The sequence below is a fragment of the Kribbia dieselivorans NBRC 106261 genome, from assembly GCF_001552435.1.
In the GTDB taxonomy this organism is placed as follows: Bacteria; Actinomycetota; Actinomycetes; order Actinomycetales; family Dermatophilaceae; genus Kribbia; species Kribbia dieselivorans.
In genome coordinates this window covers 1-17,878 of sequence record NZ_BCRE01000014.1, presented here as the reverse complement: position 1 = coordinate 17,878, position 17,878 = coordinate 1, and the positions used below count along the sequence as shown (strand labels likewise).

Here is a 17,878-nt window from a genome sequence, read left to right as displayed (position 1 = left end):
TCGGGCAGCAGCCCGATCTCCTCGACGAGCACGAGCGTCTCGGTCGGGCTCTGCCGGCAGGCGTCCGTGAGGGCCTCGAGCCACGGCGCTCCGTTGTCGTGGAGGGCCAGGCCGATGTCGACGGTGACGACCGTGCGGCCCTGGGCCAGATCGTGGGCCGCCGTCGACCGACCCGAGGCCGGGGGACCGGAGATGAGGACGGATTCGGCGGGCTGGGTGGGGCGTGGGGCGGTCGGCGCGGCCACACGGAGCGCGGTGGGGACCGGTGGTGCGGTCACGGTCACCGGGCTCGTGGCGACGGGCGTGGCGGAGCGCGGCAGCACCAGTTCGCCGGGCTCGGCGCAGTGCAGCGAGAACAACAGTCCGCGCCGGGTGCCCTCGACGCGCTCGACCTGGACGTCGGCCACGGCGCCGTTGGCCAGGCGCAGGTTCATACGGGCGTCGTCGACAGTGCTGGTGCCGCTGTCGACGAGGAGACCCTGCAGCGCTCCGAAGTCGTCGGTCTGCAGCAGGTCGAGGGCCGAGCGATTGGCCAGGACCACATCGTCATCGAGAGCCACGACCGGACGGTGGCGGCGCGCGCTGGCGGTGCGGAATGCCGTCAGGAGGTTGACCTGCGCACGAGAAGACCGTTCGAGGATCCGTTGTTCGATCTCGGCGACGAAGTCGCGGACCAGTCGGCGGGCGAGGGGCTGGGTCACGGTGTCGTCGCCGGTGAGGTTGAGGACGCCGAGCGCGCGCCGGGTGATGGGGTGGATGACCGGTTGCCCGACACAGGCGACCGGGCGCAAGGCCTCGACATAATGCTCGCCGGAGCGCACGCACACCTGTCGGCGCAGATCCAGGGCCATGCCCAGGGCGTTGGTGCCGGCGGACTCCTCGTTGAAGAGGACCCCGCGGCGCACGGAGTGTTCCTCGAGGACGCGGTGGAACTTGCTGGGTCGGCCGAAGCGGTCGATGAGCCGGGCGTCCTGATCGGCCAGGAGGAACACGTAGCCGTCGGAGTCGAGATCGGCCGCGGCCTTCTCGATGAGGGGGAGGGCAGCCTGCCGCAAGGCGGAGTCCAGTTCGACGCTGCTCTCGGGCAGATCGTTCAGAGATTGGCCAGGGCTCAGGCCGTAGGCGGCGCTGCGACGCCATGACTGGGCGACCTCGGCGCTCAGCGCACCCAGTGCGGCACCCAAACCCGTGCCCTGACTCATGCAGACTCCCTCGTCCACCCCCCGCACGACCTTCTCCGCACGGCGATCAGATCAGTATGCGTCGCGGCCACGGGAGCGTCCAGTTTCTGAACACCGAGGGTGTGGCATCGGGTGCCACTGTGGACCTCACCACAAGGTTTCTACCGCGAGGAGTGTCAATGAAGACCAGAGCCGCTGTCGTTCACCAGACCGGCAAGCCCATCGTCATCGAGGAGCTCAACCTGGCCGATCCGGGCCCCGGCGAGGTGCTCATCAAGTACCTGTACGGCGGACTGTGCCACTCCGATGTGCACATCGCCCATGGTGACCTCGAGGCGCGCCTGCCGATGGTCCTGGGCCACGAGGGCGCCGGCATCATCGAGAAGGTCGGCCCGGGCGTGACCAACGTCGCCGAGGGTGACCACGTCGTGTGTTCGTTCATCCCGTCGTGCGGCAAGTGTCGCTATTGCTCCACCGGTCGCCAGTCCATCTGCGACATGGGAGCGACGATCCTCGAGGGCTACCTGCCGGGCAACCGCTTCCCGTTCACCGGTCCGCTGGGTGACTACGGCGCGATGTGCATGCTCGGTACGTTCAGCCAGTACAGCGTGATCCACGAGAACTCCTGCGTGAAGGTCGACGACGACCTGCCGCTGGACAAGGCCGTGCTCGTCGGGTGCGGTGTGCCGACCGGCTGGGGCGCGGCGGTCAACACCGCCGATGTCAGCCCGGGCGACACCACCGTGATCTTCGGCGTCGGCGGCATCGGGATCAATGCGGTGCAGGGTGCGCGCTACGCCGGCGCCAAGAACGTCATCGCCGTCGACCCGCTGGAGAACAAGCGCGAGAAGGCCCTCGAGCTCGGCGCGACCCACGCGTTCGCCACGGCGGCCGAGGCGATGGCGGCGGTGACCGAGCTGACCCGCGGGCAGATGGCCGACGCGTCGATCCTGACCGTGGGCCTCATGGAGAAGGAGGTCGTCAGCTCCGGCTTCGACATCGTCGGCAAGGACGGCACGGTCGTGCTCACCGGCCTGAACAAGCTCGAGGAGCAGACGATCCAGCTCTCCGGTTCCCTGCTGACCCTGTTCCGCAAGCGCGTGGTGGGCAGCCTCTTCGGCGACTGCAACCCGATGGTCGACATCCCGAAGATCCTGGGGCTCTACCAGTCCGGTGACATCAAGCTCGACGAGCTGATCACCAAGACGTACACCCTCGACCAGGTCAACGAGGGTTACGACGACCTGCTCAGTGGGAAGAACGTGCGTGGTGTCCTCGTCCACGAGCACTGAGCCGAACGCGGCGCAGTCGTCGTCCCGGGCCGCCCAGTCAGGGCGGCCCGGGGCGGGGGCCCTCGACGTCATCGGGCGGGTCCCAGAGCGCGAGGTGCTAGAGGCCGCCCTCGATGCCGGGGCCCACGTCGTGCTCGAGGGACCCCCGGGGACGGGCAAGTCCACGCTCCTCCGTTCGGTGGCGCGAGGGCGTGATGTCGGATTCTCGTTCGTCGAGGGCAACGCGGAGCTCACCCCGGCCCGGCTGGTCGGGCACTTCGACCCGGCCCTGGTGCTCTCGCGGGGGTACGACCCGGAGACGTTCGTCGACGGGCCGCTGCTCACGGCAATGCGCTCGGGGACGCTGCTGTACATCGAGGAGTTGAACCGCGTCCCGGAGGAGACGCTGAACGTGCTGCTGACGGCGATGTCGGAGCGCGAGGTGGCCGTGCCGCGGCTGGGCAGGGTGCTCGCCGAGCCGGGCTTCCGGTTCGTGGCCGCGATGAACCCGTTCGACGCGGTCGGGACCGCACGGATCTCCGGGGCGCTGGCTGACCGGACGTGCCGTATCTCGATGGGGTACCAGGACGCGGACAGTGAGCGCGCGATCGTGCTGGGTTCGCTGAACGAGGAGTCTGAGAACGTCGATCCGGCTGTCGCGCAATGGGTTTCACGCGTCGTGAACCTCGTGCGCGCAACCCGTGAACACGCGGAGCTGCGCGTGGGCGCCTCCGTGCGCGGCGCGATCGATCTCGCCCGGGTCGCCGCCGCGCTCGCGGCTCGACGTGGCACCGACCTCGCCGACGTTGGTCTCGCCGCTGCGCTGGTCTCGCTGTCGGGCCGGGTGCAGGTGGCGCCGACGGCCAAGCGGACCTCCGAGGCGATCATCACCGAGCTGTACGAACTGCATGTGGGTCGTCCGCCGCAGCGTGACGCTGACGACGGGGACGATGCCGGGGGACAAGACCCGGCCTGCCCCCAGGGAGCCGATGGCCCTGGGGAGCAGGCCGATCCACCTGCGCGACCGCCGCGGCCGCGCAGCCATCCCGACCAGCGGCAGGTCGGGCGCAGCGAGCTGTCGTCGATGCCGGGATTCGAGGAGATCTCGCCCGAGGTGGGGCAGATCGACGAGGACGCACTGCGCGAGGCGATGTCGGAGGATGTCGCCGGGACGGTGAAAATGCTCGCGCGGATGCGACGGGCCACCGATCCGGCGTTGCGATCGGCGGCCGAACTCCTCTCCGCTCGCATGCTGTTCGACCGCATGGCGCGATCGGCGCCGGATCACCGTGGGGTGCACCGACGGCAGACGTCGACCGGGCGGCTGGACGGCGACCTGGACGTCGACGGTTCGGTCGAGGCGATCGCGGCGGCACGGGCGGAGGGGCGGGTCGTCGGGGCCGATGAGCTGCGGGTGTCGCACTGGGCGCGCGGGACGCTCGGTCTCGTGCTGTTGATCGATCAGTCGGGGTCGATGACCGGTGATCGGCTCGCGCATGCGGCGGTGTTGGCGGCGGCGTGTGCGTTGCGGATGCCCGATGAGCTGGGTGTGTTGGCGTTCGGTCGGGATGTGAGCACGCTGCGGGAGTTGCACGATGCCTCGCCCGGGCATGTGGTTGTCGATCGGGTGCTGCGGCTCGTTGGGCACGGCGAGACCGGGTTGTCGCGGGCGTTGTGGCGGGCCGGCGAGGTGTTGGCCGGGTCGCGGGCGTCGCGCCGGGTGGTCGTGTTGCTGTCGGATTGCCGGGCGAGCGGGCCGGGTGAGGACGGTTTCGACTCGGTCGTGGCCGCGGCGGCGGCGTTGCCGGAGTTGTGCATCGTGGCGCCGGCGGCCGATTGCGAGCAGGCGCGTGATCTGGCATCGCGGGCCGGAGCGCGGTTCGGGGCCTTGTCGGACCCGGCGGAGGGGCCGGCGGTGCTCGAGGACGTGTTGACCGGGCGCTGAGTGGGTGTCGCTTCCCACCGCGGCGGGTGGGTGCGTGGCCCGTCCCGGTCCGGCGAGTGTTGCAGCGCTCGCCGGGCCGGGGCGGGGTTGTCGTAGGATTTGCCGGTCACCCGCGTGTGGGTGGCCTGCTGGAGTGGCGCAATCGGTAGCGCACCTGTCTTGTAAACAGGTGGTTGAGGGTTCGAGTCCCTTCTCCAGCTCTGTGCCAGCGACCCGGGCATGGCTACACTTGTGGCTATGGCGATTTCCCCTGAGATGGCTCTTCGCGAGGTGAAGAACCGACTGTCCGAGGTGGTCGACCAGGTTGAACGGGAGCATGACCGGGTCATCATCACTCGCCACGGCAAGCCCGCCGCGGTGGTCATCAGCACGGATGATCTTGCCTCTCTCGAGGAGACCCTTGAGGTGGTCAGCCGTCCGAAGCTCATCAGCCAGATCCGAGACAGCCTCGCCGAGATGTCATCCGGTCAGGTAGAGGTACTGAGCAAGGAAGACGTCCTGGCGAGCCTTCGCTCCTGATGTCGCGGACGTACGACATCGCGTGGGCCCCGACCGCGAAACGTGCCCTGCAGCGGCTGCCCGAAAAGGTCGCCACTGCGGCCGTCGAGTTCATCTATGGCCCCTTGGCGGAGAACCCCCACCGGGTGGGCAAGGCCCTGCGCTTCGAACTCGAAGGCCTGCACAGCGCACGACGGGGCGACTACCGGATCATCTACCGCATCGACGACCGCGTGACCATCACGGCGATCGAGCACCACGCCGACATCTATTGATGATTCCTGGGTCCTCACATGTACCCGCAACTCGGATGTGGGGTTCCTCGGGGTGTGAGTTTTCGTGCCAGACGCGTGGGTGAATGCCCAAGCGTCTGGCACGAACCTCCGTTCCTGCGGAGGTGGTGGACGGTGAGGGGGTGCTCAGCTGTCGTCGCTGAACGTACCGCCGTAGATGCTCGAGTTGCCGAACGCCGGCGGGCACTGGTTGTTCGGCCCCGGACGCAGTGCGGTCGAGTGGCTCGCCGGAAGTTCGGCGGCCGCCGCGCGGTCCTCCGCCTCGTCGCCCACGATCGGGCCCGCGCCGCCGAATACGTCCTCGACGAAGGCCTGCCGATAGGCGTTGATCGCTGGGCACACCGCGCCGTCACGCATGTCGTTCCAGACCGCGAAGCCGAAGTCGCGGGTGGCCACGGCGTAGTTGTAGTCGCCCAGGAACTCCGACGTCAGCCCGTTGGAACTGGCGGCGCGGCCGTCCCCGAGGGCGCCGCGCAGAACGGTCGTCCACGACGTCAGGGTCCCGGTGCTCGGCGACATCTCGGCATGCCTGACCACGCCGAGCATCCGCCGCGACGAGGCTGTCTCATTGCGCCACGGGTCGAGCCAGGCGTTGTACACGAGCCAGACGTCGGTGCCGTCGGGAGAGACCGCCACGGCCGGGAAGTTGGCCCGGTCCCCGGCTGTGCTCACCTCGGCCGCCGGCGAGTAGGTCCCGCCGCCGTTGGTGGAGACGCTGACGAAGGCGTGCTCCTGGTTGGTCCCGGCCCGGTGGTCGGCCCAGGAGACGACGACGTGGTCGGTCGCGTCGGCACCAGTCGGCGCGCCGTTGGCGATGTCGAAGCTTGGGAAGTTGCTGGTCCGAGCGCCGGCAACGCCGTCGATGGTGAACCGGCCCTGCGCCGGATCGAACTGCCCGATGCCGCTGACGCGCTGGATGACGCGCGGCCGCTCGAACGTGGCGCCACCGTTGAACGAGCGAGCCTGGAAGAAGACGTCGCCCCGAGTGCCGATGTCCGTGCCGGACCACATGACGTAGATGACGCCGTGGCTGTCGGTGCGCACGGCGCATCCCTGGCGCCCACCGGTCTGGGCGTTGTTGGTTGCCGCAGTGAGTTGGCGGGTGGTCCACGTGTCCCCGCCGTCCCGCGAGCGGGCGAACAGCACCGGCTCCGAGCCTGCGACCGCGCGGAAGCCGACGTTGCAGACGTAGACATTGCCGAAGTACGGGCTGCTCGAGGCGTTGTCGGCCCAGATCTGTTCCTTGTCGCTGAACAGCGCGGTGTTCTGCCGCGTCACGATGACCGGCGCCTTCCACGCCGCCTTGACGCCGAGCGCGGCGGCCCGGACGTTGTCCGTGCGCGAGACCGCGATGGCGGCCTCACCCTTGAAGCCGGGGTTGCCGGGGAAGGGCGTGGCGATGTTGGCGTAGTACAGGCGCTGCCCATTGGCCCACGAGAAGCTGCCGTCCGCGGCCGGCACCGGGCCGAAGACGAGCTCTGGGTCGCCGTTGGAAACCATGCCGTTCTCGTGGTACCAGGGCAGAGTGCCGATGGGGCCGTTCGCGTCCGGGCGGCACCCGGTGTCGCTGGCCGGCGGGACGCCGGGGGAGGTGTCGACCTGGCCCAGACAGCTCGGGGCCACCCGCGCCGAGAATCCGGAGTAGGTCGGCTGGATCCACGTCCTGCCGTGGTCCAGGGAGACCTGAACGCCCGAGACGCCGACGCCCGGCGTGAAGGGGCACGTCCGGTCGTTGCCGGCGTTGCAGGCCTCGAGGTCGATGTTGTCGTTGGCCCCGGCGACGAGCACCGAGGTGTTCACCGGGTTGACGGCGAGGCCGGGCTCGTTCTGCTTGTTCTGCGAGAACAGGGCATCGTTGCTCCCGACGGTGACCTCGGTGGAGCCTCCGGGGGTGATCGGAACGCCACCCCGGCCACGAGCAAGGATGCAGCACTCGCTGCTGCTGCGAGGGACGATCTGATGTGGTTGCGCATGACACTCCTCAGTGAGTTGGGTCAAACATGCGCGGCTCGCCCTGCCTGCCGGCGAGAGAGCCGAAGGCAGGTCATGTTGTGGCCCGCCTGCAGAGCGCCGGGCAAAGTGGTCGCAATCACATGGTCCTGCTACCCCGACCGGGGGACAAGGGCAATGCGGGATCAGCCTCTGGTCGGGTTGATCACCGCCTGAGGGTGCCGGCGTGCATGCGCTCGTAGATCTCGGTCGCCTGGTCGAGGGTGAACTCCTCGGTGTGAATGGCGACGGCTCCGCGGCGCGCGAGTTCGACGACCTCCATGAGCTCGGCGCGGGTGCCCCAGTTGACCACCCGCACGCTCGTGTCGAACTTCATCGTCAGGTACCCCACGGGAATCGACCCCTGGGCGACGCCGACGATGACGACCTCGCCCATCACGGCGACGAGGGCGTGCGCCAGGTCAAGCGTGGGCTGCGCTCCGACGAAGTCGAACACGACATCGGCCCCGCGACCCCCGGTCAACGCCCGGACCTGCGCGATCGCACCCTCATCCGAGATGAAGGCCTCGTCGGCACCGACCTCCCGCGCGAAGGCCAGCTTGTCCGCGGAAACGTCGAGCGCGACGATCCGTGTCGACGTCATGGCCTTGAGGATCTGCACGCCGACGTGACCCAACCCGCCCACGCCGATGACAACCGCCGTCGTCCCCGGAATGAGGCGCGTGACCGCGGGCTTGATGGCGTGGTAAGGGGTCAGCCCCGCGTCGGTCAGGGAGGCGGACGCGATCGGGTCCAGGTCGCCGAGCGGCACGAGGTGGCGCACGTCCTTGACGATCATGTACTCGGCCATCGCGCCGTGGTGGTTGATGCCCGGCGCGTCCATGAAGTTCTCGCAGTTGTTCTCGTTCCCGGCGGCGCAGGCGTGGCAGCGGCCACAGCCCTGCGGTCCGAACACCAGCACCGCCTCGCCCACCTCAACGTTCTTCGTGCCCGGCCCGAGGGCCTCGACGATGCCGGCGCCCTCGTGCCCGAGGGTGAGGGGCAGTCTGTACGGGTTCTCCGGGCCGGCCGGCATGCCCATGATGAACTGATCGGAGTGGCACGCTCCGGCGGCCGTGACCTTGAGCAGCACCTCGCCGGGCCCGGGGGTGGGCTTCTCGACCTCACGCACCTCGGCTCCTGCGCCGAAGGTCACGTACTGAACCGCCTTCATGGTCGCCATGGTGGGTCCTTTCCAACACACCGGAGCGCAGTGGAACGGCGATCTCGGCCGCGCGCTCGGGCAGCGCGAGACCTTTCCAATCTAGTCGCCGTCCCGGTGGTCCAGCGGCCCAATGGGCGAACCTCGCAGCTGTGAACCCGGTCTCAACCGGTAGGGGTGAGGGCGTCGGCCTTGGCCTGCAAACGCTTCTCCGCCAATCGTTCACGCAACTCAGGGTCGGACTGGACGAGGTAGACCAGCCCGCAGTTCTGCGGGCCGTCGGCGCCGGGGAAGCAGAGGGTGCACGGTTCGCCCACGCGAATCGGGCACCGAGGTTGTGGTGTGCCCATACCCACCACGGTACTCGGGGCCAGGCGGCGCCTCGAATCGGTGGAGATGCCGAGAGAGGGCGTCAGAGCCCGATCAACGGCGCCAGCGTCTCACCCAGCAACTGGACCCGCCCCTCGACGTGACCGTTCGCCGGGGCATTGACCGTGACCCCGTCGACGCCGGTGGCGAGGATCTGCTCGTAGGTGGCGGCGATCTCGTCGGGTGAGCCCACGATTCTCCGGCCGTGGGCCAACGACGGCGTTCGCGCGACCGCGTCGTCGAGGTCTCGCTGCGCCTGCTCATGCGTCGGGGCAATGCACGCGGAGGTCTGGTACGTCACCGTGATCTCGGTGCGATCGCGGCCGAGCCGCGCGCAGTGCTCGTCGAGGGCCGCGAGTTTGCGGGGAATGTCGTCGATCGCGCAGATGAGGTTCGACTCGTCGGCGTACTGAGCCGCCATGCGCAGGGTCTTCCGTTCCCCGGCGCCGCCGATCATCACCGGAATCCGCCCGACGGGTGCAGGGGAATTGATCGCCTCGCGCGCGGTGTACCACTTGCCGTCCAGTGTGGGGCGTTCCCCGCGGAGCATGCCGATGATGATCTGCAACGATTCCTCCAGCTTCTCGAAGCGGTCGGTGAAGGTGCCGAACTCGAAGCCGAGGGAATCGTGCTCGAGTTCGAACCAGCCGGCCCCGATGCCGAGTTGAGCCCGGCCCTTCGAGACCACGTCGAGCGCCGTGACGATCTTCGCGAGCAGGGTCGGGTGGCGGTAGGTGTTGCCGCTGACGAGGGCGGAGAGGCGCACCCGCTCGGTGTGCTGGGACAGTGCGGAGAGCAGGGTGTAGCACTCGAGCATCGGGTTGTCCGGTTCGCCGAGCATGGGCAGTTGGTAGAAGTGGTCCATCACCAGGACCGTGTCGAAGCCACCGGCCTCGGCCTCGACGGCCTGCCGCGCGATGGCGTCGAACAGGGCGTCGCTGCCCACGCCGGGGTAGGTGAAGTTCGGAATCTGGTACCCGAGTCGAGTCATGTTTGAAAACTAGCCGCCCGCGGGTTGCGATGCACCGTGGAGGGCGAGGACGCCGAGCAGGAAACCGCGGACCTTGTTCTCCAACAACGCGTCGGAGTCCTTCTCGTTCGCCCCGAGCGCTGCCGCCAAGTGGGGGTAGCGTTCGGGGTCGGCTTCCAGGGCCTCAATGCCGCGCGCTTGTTCGGTCTGCACGGCGTCTGCGAGCGTGGCTCCGTAGACGACACTCTCGAGCCCGTCGAGGATCTGCAGGTGCACCGCCGCGGGCACCTCGGCGTCGGTCAGCAGTGAGGCGCACGCGTCATAGACCGGCACGAACAGGTCCCGGGGGATGTACTCGAGCAGGAGGAGCGCGGTCCCGCGGTGTCGTCGAACGACGTCACGGTGGTTGAAGGCCAGTTCGACGAACCAGTCCTGCCACCGGGTGAGGTCGGCCGGGCGTTCCGGGATCCGCGTCTCGCGGACGATGGTCGCCGCGATCGACGCGGCGAGGTCACGCTTGCCCGCGAAGTGGTGGTAGAGCGAGGGGGTCTTGACGTTCATCGCGCGAGCCAGCTTCGGCAGGCTGAAGGCGTCCAACCCATCGCGCTCGATGAGTTGGATCGCGGTTGCGATCGCCGTCTCACGACTGATCAGCGGTGTCGTTGGACGACTCATGCCTGCCTCCTCCATCGCGAACCGACCGGCATCCCCCGTCTGGAGCCTGGTCCGGTCAGGGTATAACTCGCCTGCCAGGCCTCTGAGGGCCAGACCTCAGATCGATGGCATGACGTGTGGCTCCAGGGCGCCCCGACCGGGTGGAGCAATTTCGGACACAGTGCGCATTCTGCACGCTCTTACCTTCGATACATCCCGAACCGAAGGACGGTTCGGACGAAGCATCGAGGTGAATGACAATGACCGAAACCACCCAGGCCACCGACGTCCTGGACGTGCTCGTCATCGGCGGCGGGTTCTCCGGCATCTACCAGCTTGACCAGTTGCGTGACCGTGGCTTCAACGTCAAGGTCTGGGACGCGGCCGGCGACTTCGGCGGCATCTGGTGGTGGAACTGCTACCCGGGCGCGCGCACCGACTCGACCGGCCAGATCTACCAGTTCTCGCACAAGGACCTCTGGAAGGACTTCGACTTCAAGGAGCTCTACCCCGGCCACGAGGGCGTGCGTGAGTACTTCCACTACCTCGACGGCAAGCTCGACCTGCGCAAGGACATCGAGTTCAACACCTTCGCCGACACCGCGAAGTGGGACGACGAGGTCAACGAGTGGACCGTCACCAGCTCGGACGGCAAGGTGGCACGCGCCCGTCAGCTCATCGTCGCCACCGGCTTTGGCAGCAAGCCGCTCTACCCGAACCTCAAGGGCCTGGACACCTTCGCCGGCGAGGTGCACCACACCGCGCGTTGGCCGCAGGGTGGCCTCGACATGACCGACAAGCGCGTCATCGTCATGGGCACCGGCGCGAGCGGAGTGCAGTGTGTCCAGGAGTCCGCGGCCGTCGCCAGCCAGGTCACCGTCTTCCAGCGGACCCCGAACCTGGCCATCCCCATGCAGCAGCGCAAGCTGACGCCGCAGGACAACGACGGCTTCCGCGAGAACCTGCCCGAGCGGTTCGACACCCGCCTCAAGGCCTTCGCCGGCTTCGACTTCGACTTCATCCCGCAGAACGCCGTCGACGTCAGCGAGGAGGAGCGCACGGCCACCTGGGAGTGGATGTGGGCCGAGGGTGGATTCGCCCTCTGGCTCGGCAACTACCAGGACCTGCTCGTCGACGAGGAGGCAAGCCGCCTGTTCTACGACTTCTGGCGCGCCAAGGTCCACGCCCGGGTGCACGACCCGAAGGTCGCCGAGATCCTCGCGCCGGAGAAGTGGCCGCACCCGTGGGGCCCGAAGCGCCCGTCGCTCGAGCAGAACTACTTCGACGTCTACAACCAGGACAACGTCAAACTCATCGACTCCAACGACGAGCCGATCCTCGAGGTCGTGCCCGAGGGCGTCGTGACGAAGAACGGTCTCATCGAGGCCGACATCCTGATCCTCGCCACCGGCTTCGACAACAACCGCGGCGGCATCATGGCCATCGACATCGAGGGCGTTGACGGAGCGAAGCTCGCCGAGAAGTGGTCGACGCGCGTCGACACGCACATGGGCCTGTCGTCGAGCGGGTTCCCGAACCTGTTGTTCCTGTACGGCCCGCAGAGCCCCTCCGGCTTCTGCAACGGCCCGACCTCCGCCGAGGGTCAGGGCGACATGGTCGTCGAGTTCCTGACGGACCTGCGGGACAAGGGGATCCAGCGGTTCGAGAGCACGGCCGAGGTCGAGAAGGAGTGGACCGAGCACCTCGACCAGCTCTTCGCCGAGTCGATGTTCCCCAAGGCGAAGTCCTGGTACTGGGGCGCGAACGTGCCCGGCAAGCCGGCCCAGATGCTCAACTACTGCGGTGGCGTGCCGCTGTACCTGGAGAAGTGGAACGAGCGCAAGCAGAACAACTACGCGGGGTACGTCTTCGCCTGAGTGAGGCCTGCGCAGTAGGACACCCGGTTCGAGGTGTGGGAGGGCGTTGCAGCGCCCTCCCACACCTCGAACCGTTTGTCCTGACTCGTGCCAATTGGGCTGGAGCCACGCCCCGGCCCGGCATATGTGCTGGTCAGCCGCTCGTCGAGGGGCTGAGTGACACACCCCGTCAACACGGCAACAGTCCCATTTGCGGCCATCGAGCTGCCCAAATGTGCCGCGCGCCAATTCACGGCAGCGAAACGGATTCAGCTGACCGGCCGGATGCTGGTTCGCGCTGACGTGGGAATGATTGGGCCCAAGAATGGCTCGAATCACGACGTAGGCACCTCGAGCAGATAACCACGCGGGCTGGCCCACTGATCCGTGGCCCATCCTGGCCGACTGCGGGAGCATGCCTCCCAGACGCATCCCTGAAGCGCCCACGATCGACACACCCCAGTGGCACGAGTCAGGACCCGGTTCGAGGTGTGGGAGGGCGTTGCAGCGCCCTCCCACACCTCGAACCGTTTGTCGTGCCGGAGCATCGTGCCCTACGTCGTCGACGTCGGTCGCACCGATCCGTTCGTCACGGAGATGACCAGCTTCGACGTCGTGGCCGATGGCGAATCGGGCGCCGATCTGTACTCCTTCGCGGGTGGGCTCTGGGGCTCGGTCCTCGACGAGGCGAGGGCCGGCAGGTCAAACTCCGCACCCGGCCTCGACGGGCATCACCAACATCACCTGGGACCGCGCAGCCACCCAGAACTGACGCCACACACAAACACGCCGAGGGGACGATTGTGGTGGGCTAACTCTGGGTTAGCCCACCACAATCGTCCCCTCGGCGTGCGTCCGAGCAGGAGCTCAGTGCGTCACGGGGTACCCGCGTGCGGCACGTCGACCTCGGTCGCGGCCATGAACCCTTCGCGCGCTGCGGTGCGCTTGGCCTCGTCGAAGTCCGGCGCGAGACACATGAACAGGGTCTTTCCGTCCTCGCCGCCGAGCGCCACCGCGAACACCCCGTTCGGCGCGGTGCTCACCTCGTCGACGATCTTCCCGTCCTTGATGCGGGCGGCACGCGCGTTGACGCAGTCGGCGATCCACACCGCGCCCTCGGCGTCGAGCGCCAAGCCGTCCGGCACGATCGTCGCCGCAGCGAGGCGCGCGTCGACGCTGGACTCGTCACCCAGGTCACCGAAGTTCGCGAAGTCACGCCGCTCGCCGAGCGTGCCGTCCGCGTTGATGTCGAACTGCGACACCCGGTTGCCGAACAGCTCGTTGACGATGAGGGTCTTCTCGTCCGGGGTGATGACCATGCCATTGGGGAACGACATGTTCTCCGCCACGATCTGGGCCGACCCGTCCGGGCGCACCAGCACGACGGTGGCGAACTCGTGGTCGGCGCCACCCATGAGGTCGAAGCCGAAGTTGCCGATGTAGGCGTTGCCGTTCGGCGCGACGACCATGTCGTTCGCGTGGCCGGTGCACAGGTCGTGGATGTTGGCGTGCTCGACCAGGGTGCCGTCGGCCTCCTGACGCAGGACACGACGATCCTTCATCGACACGACGAGCATGCGACCGTCGGGCAGCCAGCCCAGGCCCGACGGCTGCGCCTCGACGACGGCCTCCTGGTGCACGGTGCCGGCGGCATCCACGCGGTTGACCGTCTTGGTGTAGAAGTCGACGAACCACAGTTCGCCGTTGTGCCACCGGGGACCCTCGAGGTACGTGAATCCGTCGGCGACGGTGCGCAATTCGCGATCTGCCATGTTCCAGCCCTTTCTGGACCGCTCGACGCCGTCGTCGAGCGCTGTGCTCACGGTGCGGCGGGTGCCGCATGAGCCCACTCTCACCCACGTCGCCAGATCGGAGTGTCCCAATTCGCGACAACGGCCGGATCGACGCTCCGGCACCTCGATCGACAAACGCGCGGATCGACGCTCCGGCACGCCAGTGTCGCGATATCGGACGGTCCGAGGGCTGGCCAAGCGCGCACGCTGAATCGAACAGTTCGCACACCGGCACAGTCGCCGGTCGGGAAGGAGTCGTCGTGGACGGCCTGATAATGGATCGACAACTGCTCGTCAGCAGCCTGTTGTGGCGCGCCGAGCGCCTCTATGCCCAACGGACCGGCACCGCGGTCACCGCCGACGGCTCGCGGCGGCACTTCACCTACGCCGAGATGGCCCAGGACGCGCGGCGCCTGGCCGGTGCCCTGAGCGACCTCGGGATCCAGCCGGGCGAACGCATCTCCGCCCTTGCCTGGAACACCTACGAGTACCTGACGGCGTACTTCGGCGTGCCCGGCCTGGGTGCGGTGCTGCACACCGTCAACCACCGGATGTCCACCGCGCACATCGTCCACACGATCCGCACCGCGGGGTCGAAGGTGCTCATCGTCGACCACGACCTGCTCCCGGTACTCGAGGTGGTCGAGCCCGAACTCGACGGCATCGAACACCTCATCGTCGTCGGTGGTGGCAACCCGAGAACGTCCATCCCGTCGGTGCACTACTGGGAGGGCTTCCTGGCCGACGCGACGCCGGTGAACGAGTGGCCCGAGTTCGACGAACGCACCGCCTCGGGCATCTGTTTCACCTCCGGCACGACCGGTCTGCCCAAGGGCGTCGTGTACACCCACCGGAGCACGGTGTTGCACGCCCTCGGTATCAGTGCCGCCGGCGGCATCGGCATCAACCCCGGGGACGGCTACCTGCTGGCGACGAACATGTCGCACGTCAACGGCTGGGGCGTGCCGTATGCCTGCATCATGCAGGGAGCGCGGATCATCCTGCCGGGCCCGCACCCGTCGCCGCGGCAGTTGCTCGAGCTCATTACGGAGGAGGGCCCGAGCGTGTTCGTCGGATCGCCGACCGTGGCCGCGATGGCCAAGGACATCGTCAACGCCGAACCCGACGCGTTCTCACTCGACAGCCTGGGCACGCTGTGGCTCGGTGGGCAGACCCCGCCGGCCGACCTGGCCAACTGGTACGGCGAGCGCGGCATCGTCACGACCAACGGTTGGGGGATGACCGAGACGTCACCGATGGCGAGCTACCTCGAGGGTCACCAGACCCAGGGCCTGCCGCTGCCGCTGGTCGAGATGCGCATCGTCGGCCCTGAAGGTGAGGAGATGCCGTGGGACGGCGTCTCGACCGGCCAACTCCAGGTGCGCTCGCCCTGGGTGGCCGCGGGCTACCTCGACGACGACGGGCGCTCGGCCGAGTCGTTCGTCGACGGGTGGTTCTCCACCGGTGACGTCGCGGTCATGCACCCCGACGGACAGCTGCAGCTGCGTGACCGGTTCAAGGACCTCATCAAGAGCGGCGGCGAGTGGATCTCCTCGGTCGAGATCGAGAACGCCCTGCGCCTGCACCCGAGCGTGCGGGAGGCCGCGGTGATCGGCATCCCCGACCCGACGTGGCTGGAGCGGCCGATCGCGTGGGTGGTCACCGACGGCGAGGCCAGCGATGCGGAGTTGCGTGCCTACCTGGAGCGGTCGTTCCCGAAGTTCTGGCTGCCCGATGCGTTCGTGCGCGTCGACGAGATCCCCAAGACGTCGGTCGGCAAGCTCGACAAGGCCGGGATGCGGCTGGCGCAGGCGGCGCGCGACGGCCGCTGAAGACGGGCGCGTGTGCTCTGCGGGGCCATGACCGGAGTGCGGTGGGGGCGAGGACCAACCGTGCCCCACCGCGCTCCGGTGGTGGCTCGGTGTTGCATTTTCGGACACTGTTGCACGGAGCAGGGGAGCCTATCCTTGGTGAATGCCCCTCAACGGGGACGGGCAGAGGCACCAGGAGGACCGAATGAGCGCAGCAGCCGCGGACCGCAAGATGTGGTCTGAGCGAAGCCGCGCGCTCACCGACACCGCCATGAAACCGGCCGACGGGGGGCTACGCGTGATTCGCAGTGAGATCCAGGACTCCTGGCGTCGTTGCCAGATGACTGGCATCACGCCGGGCACCGACGACATTCCGTTTACCCAGGATGTGCCCGAGGCCAGCCGCCTGCGGCGTGCGGCCGACCCGATCCTGGCGAACCTGGCGGGCAAGTTGACCGACTCGCCCGCGACGATCCTGCTGGCCGACAGCGCGGCGCGGATCGTCGATCGACGTGCGGGGGCGCCGGAACTGCGTGGGCGCCTCGACGCGGCCAGCGTCGCGCCGGGCTTCATGTACGCCGAGGAGGCCACCGGCACCAACGGCATTGGCACCGCACTCGAGGAGCGTCGTCTGTTCTCGGTGCGCGGCGGCGAGCACTTCCGCGAATCGCTTCAGAACCTCGCGTGTGTGGGCAAGCCGATCATTCATCCGATCAGCCGCAACGTCGAGGGCATCCTCGACATCACCTGTGCCGTCTCGGAGGCGAATGCGCTGATGGAGCCGCTCGTCGAGGCGGCCGTGCGCGAGATCGAGCAGCGGCTCTACGAGTTGGCCTCGCAGGACGAGCGGGCCCTGCTCGAGGAGTTCCTGCGGACGTCGCGACGCGGTGGCTCGGCGGTGATCACGTTGAGCAACGACCTCGTCATGGCCAACCCGGCGGCGTCGCGGCTGCTGCAGCCGGCCGATCAGGCGCTGCTGTGGAACTGGGCGTGCCTGCGGCTGGGCACGCGCGACGAGTTCATCGGGGAACTGCAACTGGCCAGCAGCCGCGAGGTGCTCGCCAAGGTGCGACGCCTCGAGGACGGCCGCCGCACGATGGGGATCGTCGTCGAGATGCGGCCCAAGCCCGACGGCAAGCCCCTGCGCCGCACCAGCGCTCGCGCACGTCAGCAGCGCAAGGTCGTGGCCCTGGCCGCGGTTCCGCCGCTGCCCGGGCGCAGCAAGGCCACGCGTCGGCTCGACGGTGAACTCGACGTTGCCGCACACGACCCGGGCCCGGCGCTCATCACCGGCGAACACGGGGTCGGGAAGCGATTCGCGGCCCGTCGGCTGCACCAGCGCTGGTCGCCGGAGGGACAGGCGGGCCAGTTGTGCGAATACGACCTGGCGATGGTCGAGGCGACGCAGGCGCGGAGTCTCGTCACGGAGATCCGCGATCACCTCACCGCCGACGCCACGGTCGTTCTGCGGCACATCGACGCGGTGCCCGACGCGGCCATGACCGTGCTGGTCGGGCTGATCGAGCAGGCCAACGAGTCGGCGTGGAGGCTCATCGTCACCGGTGCCGACGTGCCGCAGGGAGCGGCGCTGCGGGCCTACGCGCACTTCAAACGGCGGATCGGAGTGTCGCCGCTGGCGCAACGCACCGACGAGATCGAGGACCTGGCCGTGGAGATCCTCTCCCGCAAGGCGCCGGGGCGCTCGGCCCAGCGGTTGCAGACAGCGACGCTCCAGACGCTCATGGCGCGGGCGTGGCCGGGCAATGTGCGCGAGTTGGAGTCGGTCATCGAGTCGGCCGCGGCCCGAGCGCTCGGCGGGGACATCGGTCTGCAGCACCTGCCGCCGGGGTATCGCGAGGTCACGACGACCAAGGCGCGCTCGGCGATGGAACGCGCCGAACTCGACGCGCTGATGACCGCGTTGGAGGAGGCCGGCGGCAACAAGTCGGTCGCTGCGCAGCGACTGGGCATCGCGCGGTCGACGCTGTATCGCAAGGCCCGGGAGTACGGCATCGACACGGATCGGTTCGTCACTCCCGCCGCCCCCGCCCAGTGATGGTTTCGGGCCGCCTCAGACCCCGTGAGG

General features: G+C 68.4%; 14 protein-coding genes and 1 tRNA gene. 8 read left to right on the top strand and 7 right to left on the bottom strand.

Annotated features, from left to right (window positions below; all coding sequences use genetic code 11):
- On the bottom strand, nucleotides 1–1,202 hold a 1,202-nt coding region (locus tag KD1_RS01815), incomplete at its 3' end, for a sigma-54-dependent transcriptional regulator family protein (protein ID WP_068396684.1).
- A gap of 158 nt (nucleotides 1,203–1,360) precedes the next feature.
- Between KD1_RS01815 and KD1_RS01810 the strand changes: the two genes are divergently transcribed.
- The 5 genes from KD1_RS01810 (at nucleotide 1,361) to KD1_RS01790 (ending at nucleotide 5,170) form a co-directional block, all read left to right on the top strand.
- On the top strand, nucleotides 1,361–2,473 hold the full coding sequence (locus tag KD1_RS01810; RefSeq protein WP_068396682.1) for a Zn-dependent alcohol dehydrogenase: 1,113 nt from the start codon (nucleotides 1,361–1,363) through the stop codon (nucleotides 2,471–2,473).
- Entirely contained in the window at nucleotides 2,451–4,397 is a 1,947-nt protein-coding gene (locus KD1_RS16095; RefSeq protein WP_157073107.1) for an AAA family ATPase, read from the top strand. Before KD1_RS01810 ends, KD1_RS16095 begins: the two co-directional genes overlap by 23 nt.
- A 127-nt stretch (nucleotides 4,398–4,524) precedes the next feature.
- Nucleotides 4,525–4,597 (top strand) — tRNA-Thr (locus tag KD1_RS01800).
- Nucleotides 4,598–4,634: 37 nt separating this feature from the next.
- A complete protein-coding gene (locus KD1_RS01795; RefSeq protein ID WP_068396693.1) occupies nucleotides 4,635–4,916 on the top strand; it encodes a type II toxin-antitoxin system Phd/YefM family antitoxin in 282 nt (93 codons plus the stop codon).
- Nucleotides 4,916–5,170 (top strand): type II toxin-antitoxin system RelE family toxin, encoded by a 255-nt coding sequence (locus KD1_RS01790; protein WP_068396681.1) that lies wholly within the window; start codon nucleotides 4,916–4,918, stop codon nucleotides 5,168–5,170. The genes KD1_RS01795 and KD1_RS01790 overlap by 1 nt, the downstream gene beginning before the upstream one ends.
- Before the next feature lie 144 nt (nucleotides 5,171–5,314).
- Here the strand turns inward: KD1_RS01790 and KD1_RS01785 are convergent, their stop codons facing one another.
- The 5 genes from KD1_RS01785 to KD1_RS01765 form a co-directional block, all read right to left on the bottom strand.
- Nucleotides 5,315–7,186, bottom strand: coding sequence for a sialidase family protein (locus KD1_RS01785; RefSeq protein ID WP_068396680.1), 1,872 nt, complete (start codon nucleotides 7,184–7,186; stop codon nucleotides 5,315–5,317).
- Between the two features lie 157 nt (nucleotides 7,187–7,343).
- On the bottom strand, nucleotides 7,344–8,360 hold the full coding sequence (locus tag KD1_RS01780) for an NAD(P)-dependent alcohol dehydrogenase (RefSeq protein ID WP_306307001.1): 1,017 nt from the start codon (nucleotides 8,358–8,360) through the stop codon (nucleotides 7,344–7,346).
- 143 nt (nucleotides 8,361–8,503) lie between these two features.
- On the bottom strand, nucleotides 8,504–8,689 hold the full coding sequence (locus KD1_RS01775; RefSeq protein ID WP_068396679.1) for a DUF6767 domain-containing protein: 186 nt from the start codon (nucleotides 8,687–8,689) through the stop codon (nucleotides 8,504–8,506).
- 62 nt (nucleotides 8,690–8,751) lie between these two features.
- Nucleotides 8,752–9,699: an LLM class F420-dependent oxidoreductase gene (locus KD1_RS01770; RefSeq protein ID WP_068396676.1), complete on the bottom strand. Its 948-nt coding sequence runs from the start codon at nucleotides 9,697–9,699 to the stop codon at nucleotides 8,752–8,754.
- Nucleotides 9,700–9,708: 9 nt separating this feature from the next.
- Nucleotides 9,709–10,353 carry a TetR/AcrR family transcriptional regulator gene (locus KD1_RS01765; protein WP_068396672.1) on the bottom strand — a complete coding sequence of 215 codons (645 nt, stop codon included), beginning with the start codon at nucleotides 10,351–10,353 and terminating at the stop codon, nucleotides 9,709–9,711.
- 239 nt (nucleotides 10,354–10,592) lie between these two features.
- On the opposite strand from KD1_RS01765, the gene KD1_RS01760 reads away from it, so the two are divergent.
- Complete coding sequence (locus KD1_RS01760; protein WP_217995773.1) at nucleotides 10,593–12,209, top strand: flavin-containing monooxygenase; 1,617 nt, start codon at nucleotides 10,593–10,595, stop codon at nucleotides 12,207–12,209.
- An 854-nt stretch (nucleotides 12,210–13,063) separates the two neighbouring features.
- On the opposite strand, the gene KD1_RS01755 is transcribed toward KD1_RS01760, so the two are convergent.
- The gene (locus KD1_RS01755; protein WP_245627233.1) at nucleotides 13,064–14,011 is read right to left on the bottom strand and encodes an SMP-30/gluconolactonase/LRE family protein; all 948 of its coding nucleotides are present in this window, start codon (nucleotides 14,009–14,011) and stop codon (nucleotides 13,064–13,066) included.
- A 230-nt stretch (nucleotides 14,012–14,241) separates the two neighbouring features.
- On the opposite strand from KD1_RS01755, the gene KD1_RS01750 reads away from it, so the two are divergent.
- Together KD1_RS01750 and KD1_RS01745 are read left to right on the top strand one after the other, a co-directional pair.
- Nucleotides 14,242–15,813 carry a long-chain-fatty-acid--CoA ligase gene (locus KD1_RS01750; protein WP_157073106.1) on the top strand — a complete coding sequence of 524 codons (1,572 nt, stop codon included), beginning with the start codon at nucleotides 14,242–14,244 and terminating at the stop codon, nucleotides 15,811–15,813.
- A gap of 184 nt (nucleotides 15,814–15,997) precedes the next feature.
- Nucleotides 15,998–17,848, top strand: a complete 1,851-nt coding sequence (locus KD1_RS01745) for a sigma-54-dependent Fis family transcriptional regulator (protein WP_083541908.1) — start codon at nucleotides 15,998–16,000, stop codon at nucleotides 17,846–17,848.
- Nucleotides 17,849–17,878 lie beyond the last annotated feature (30 nt).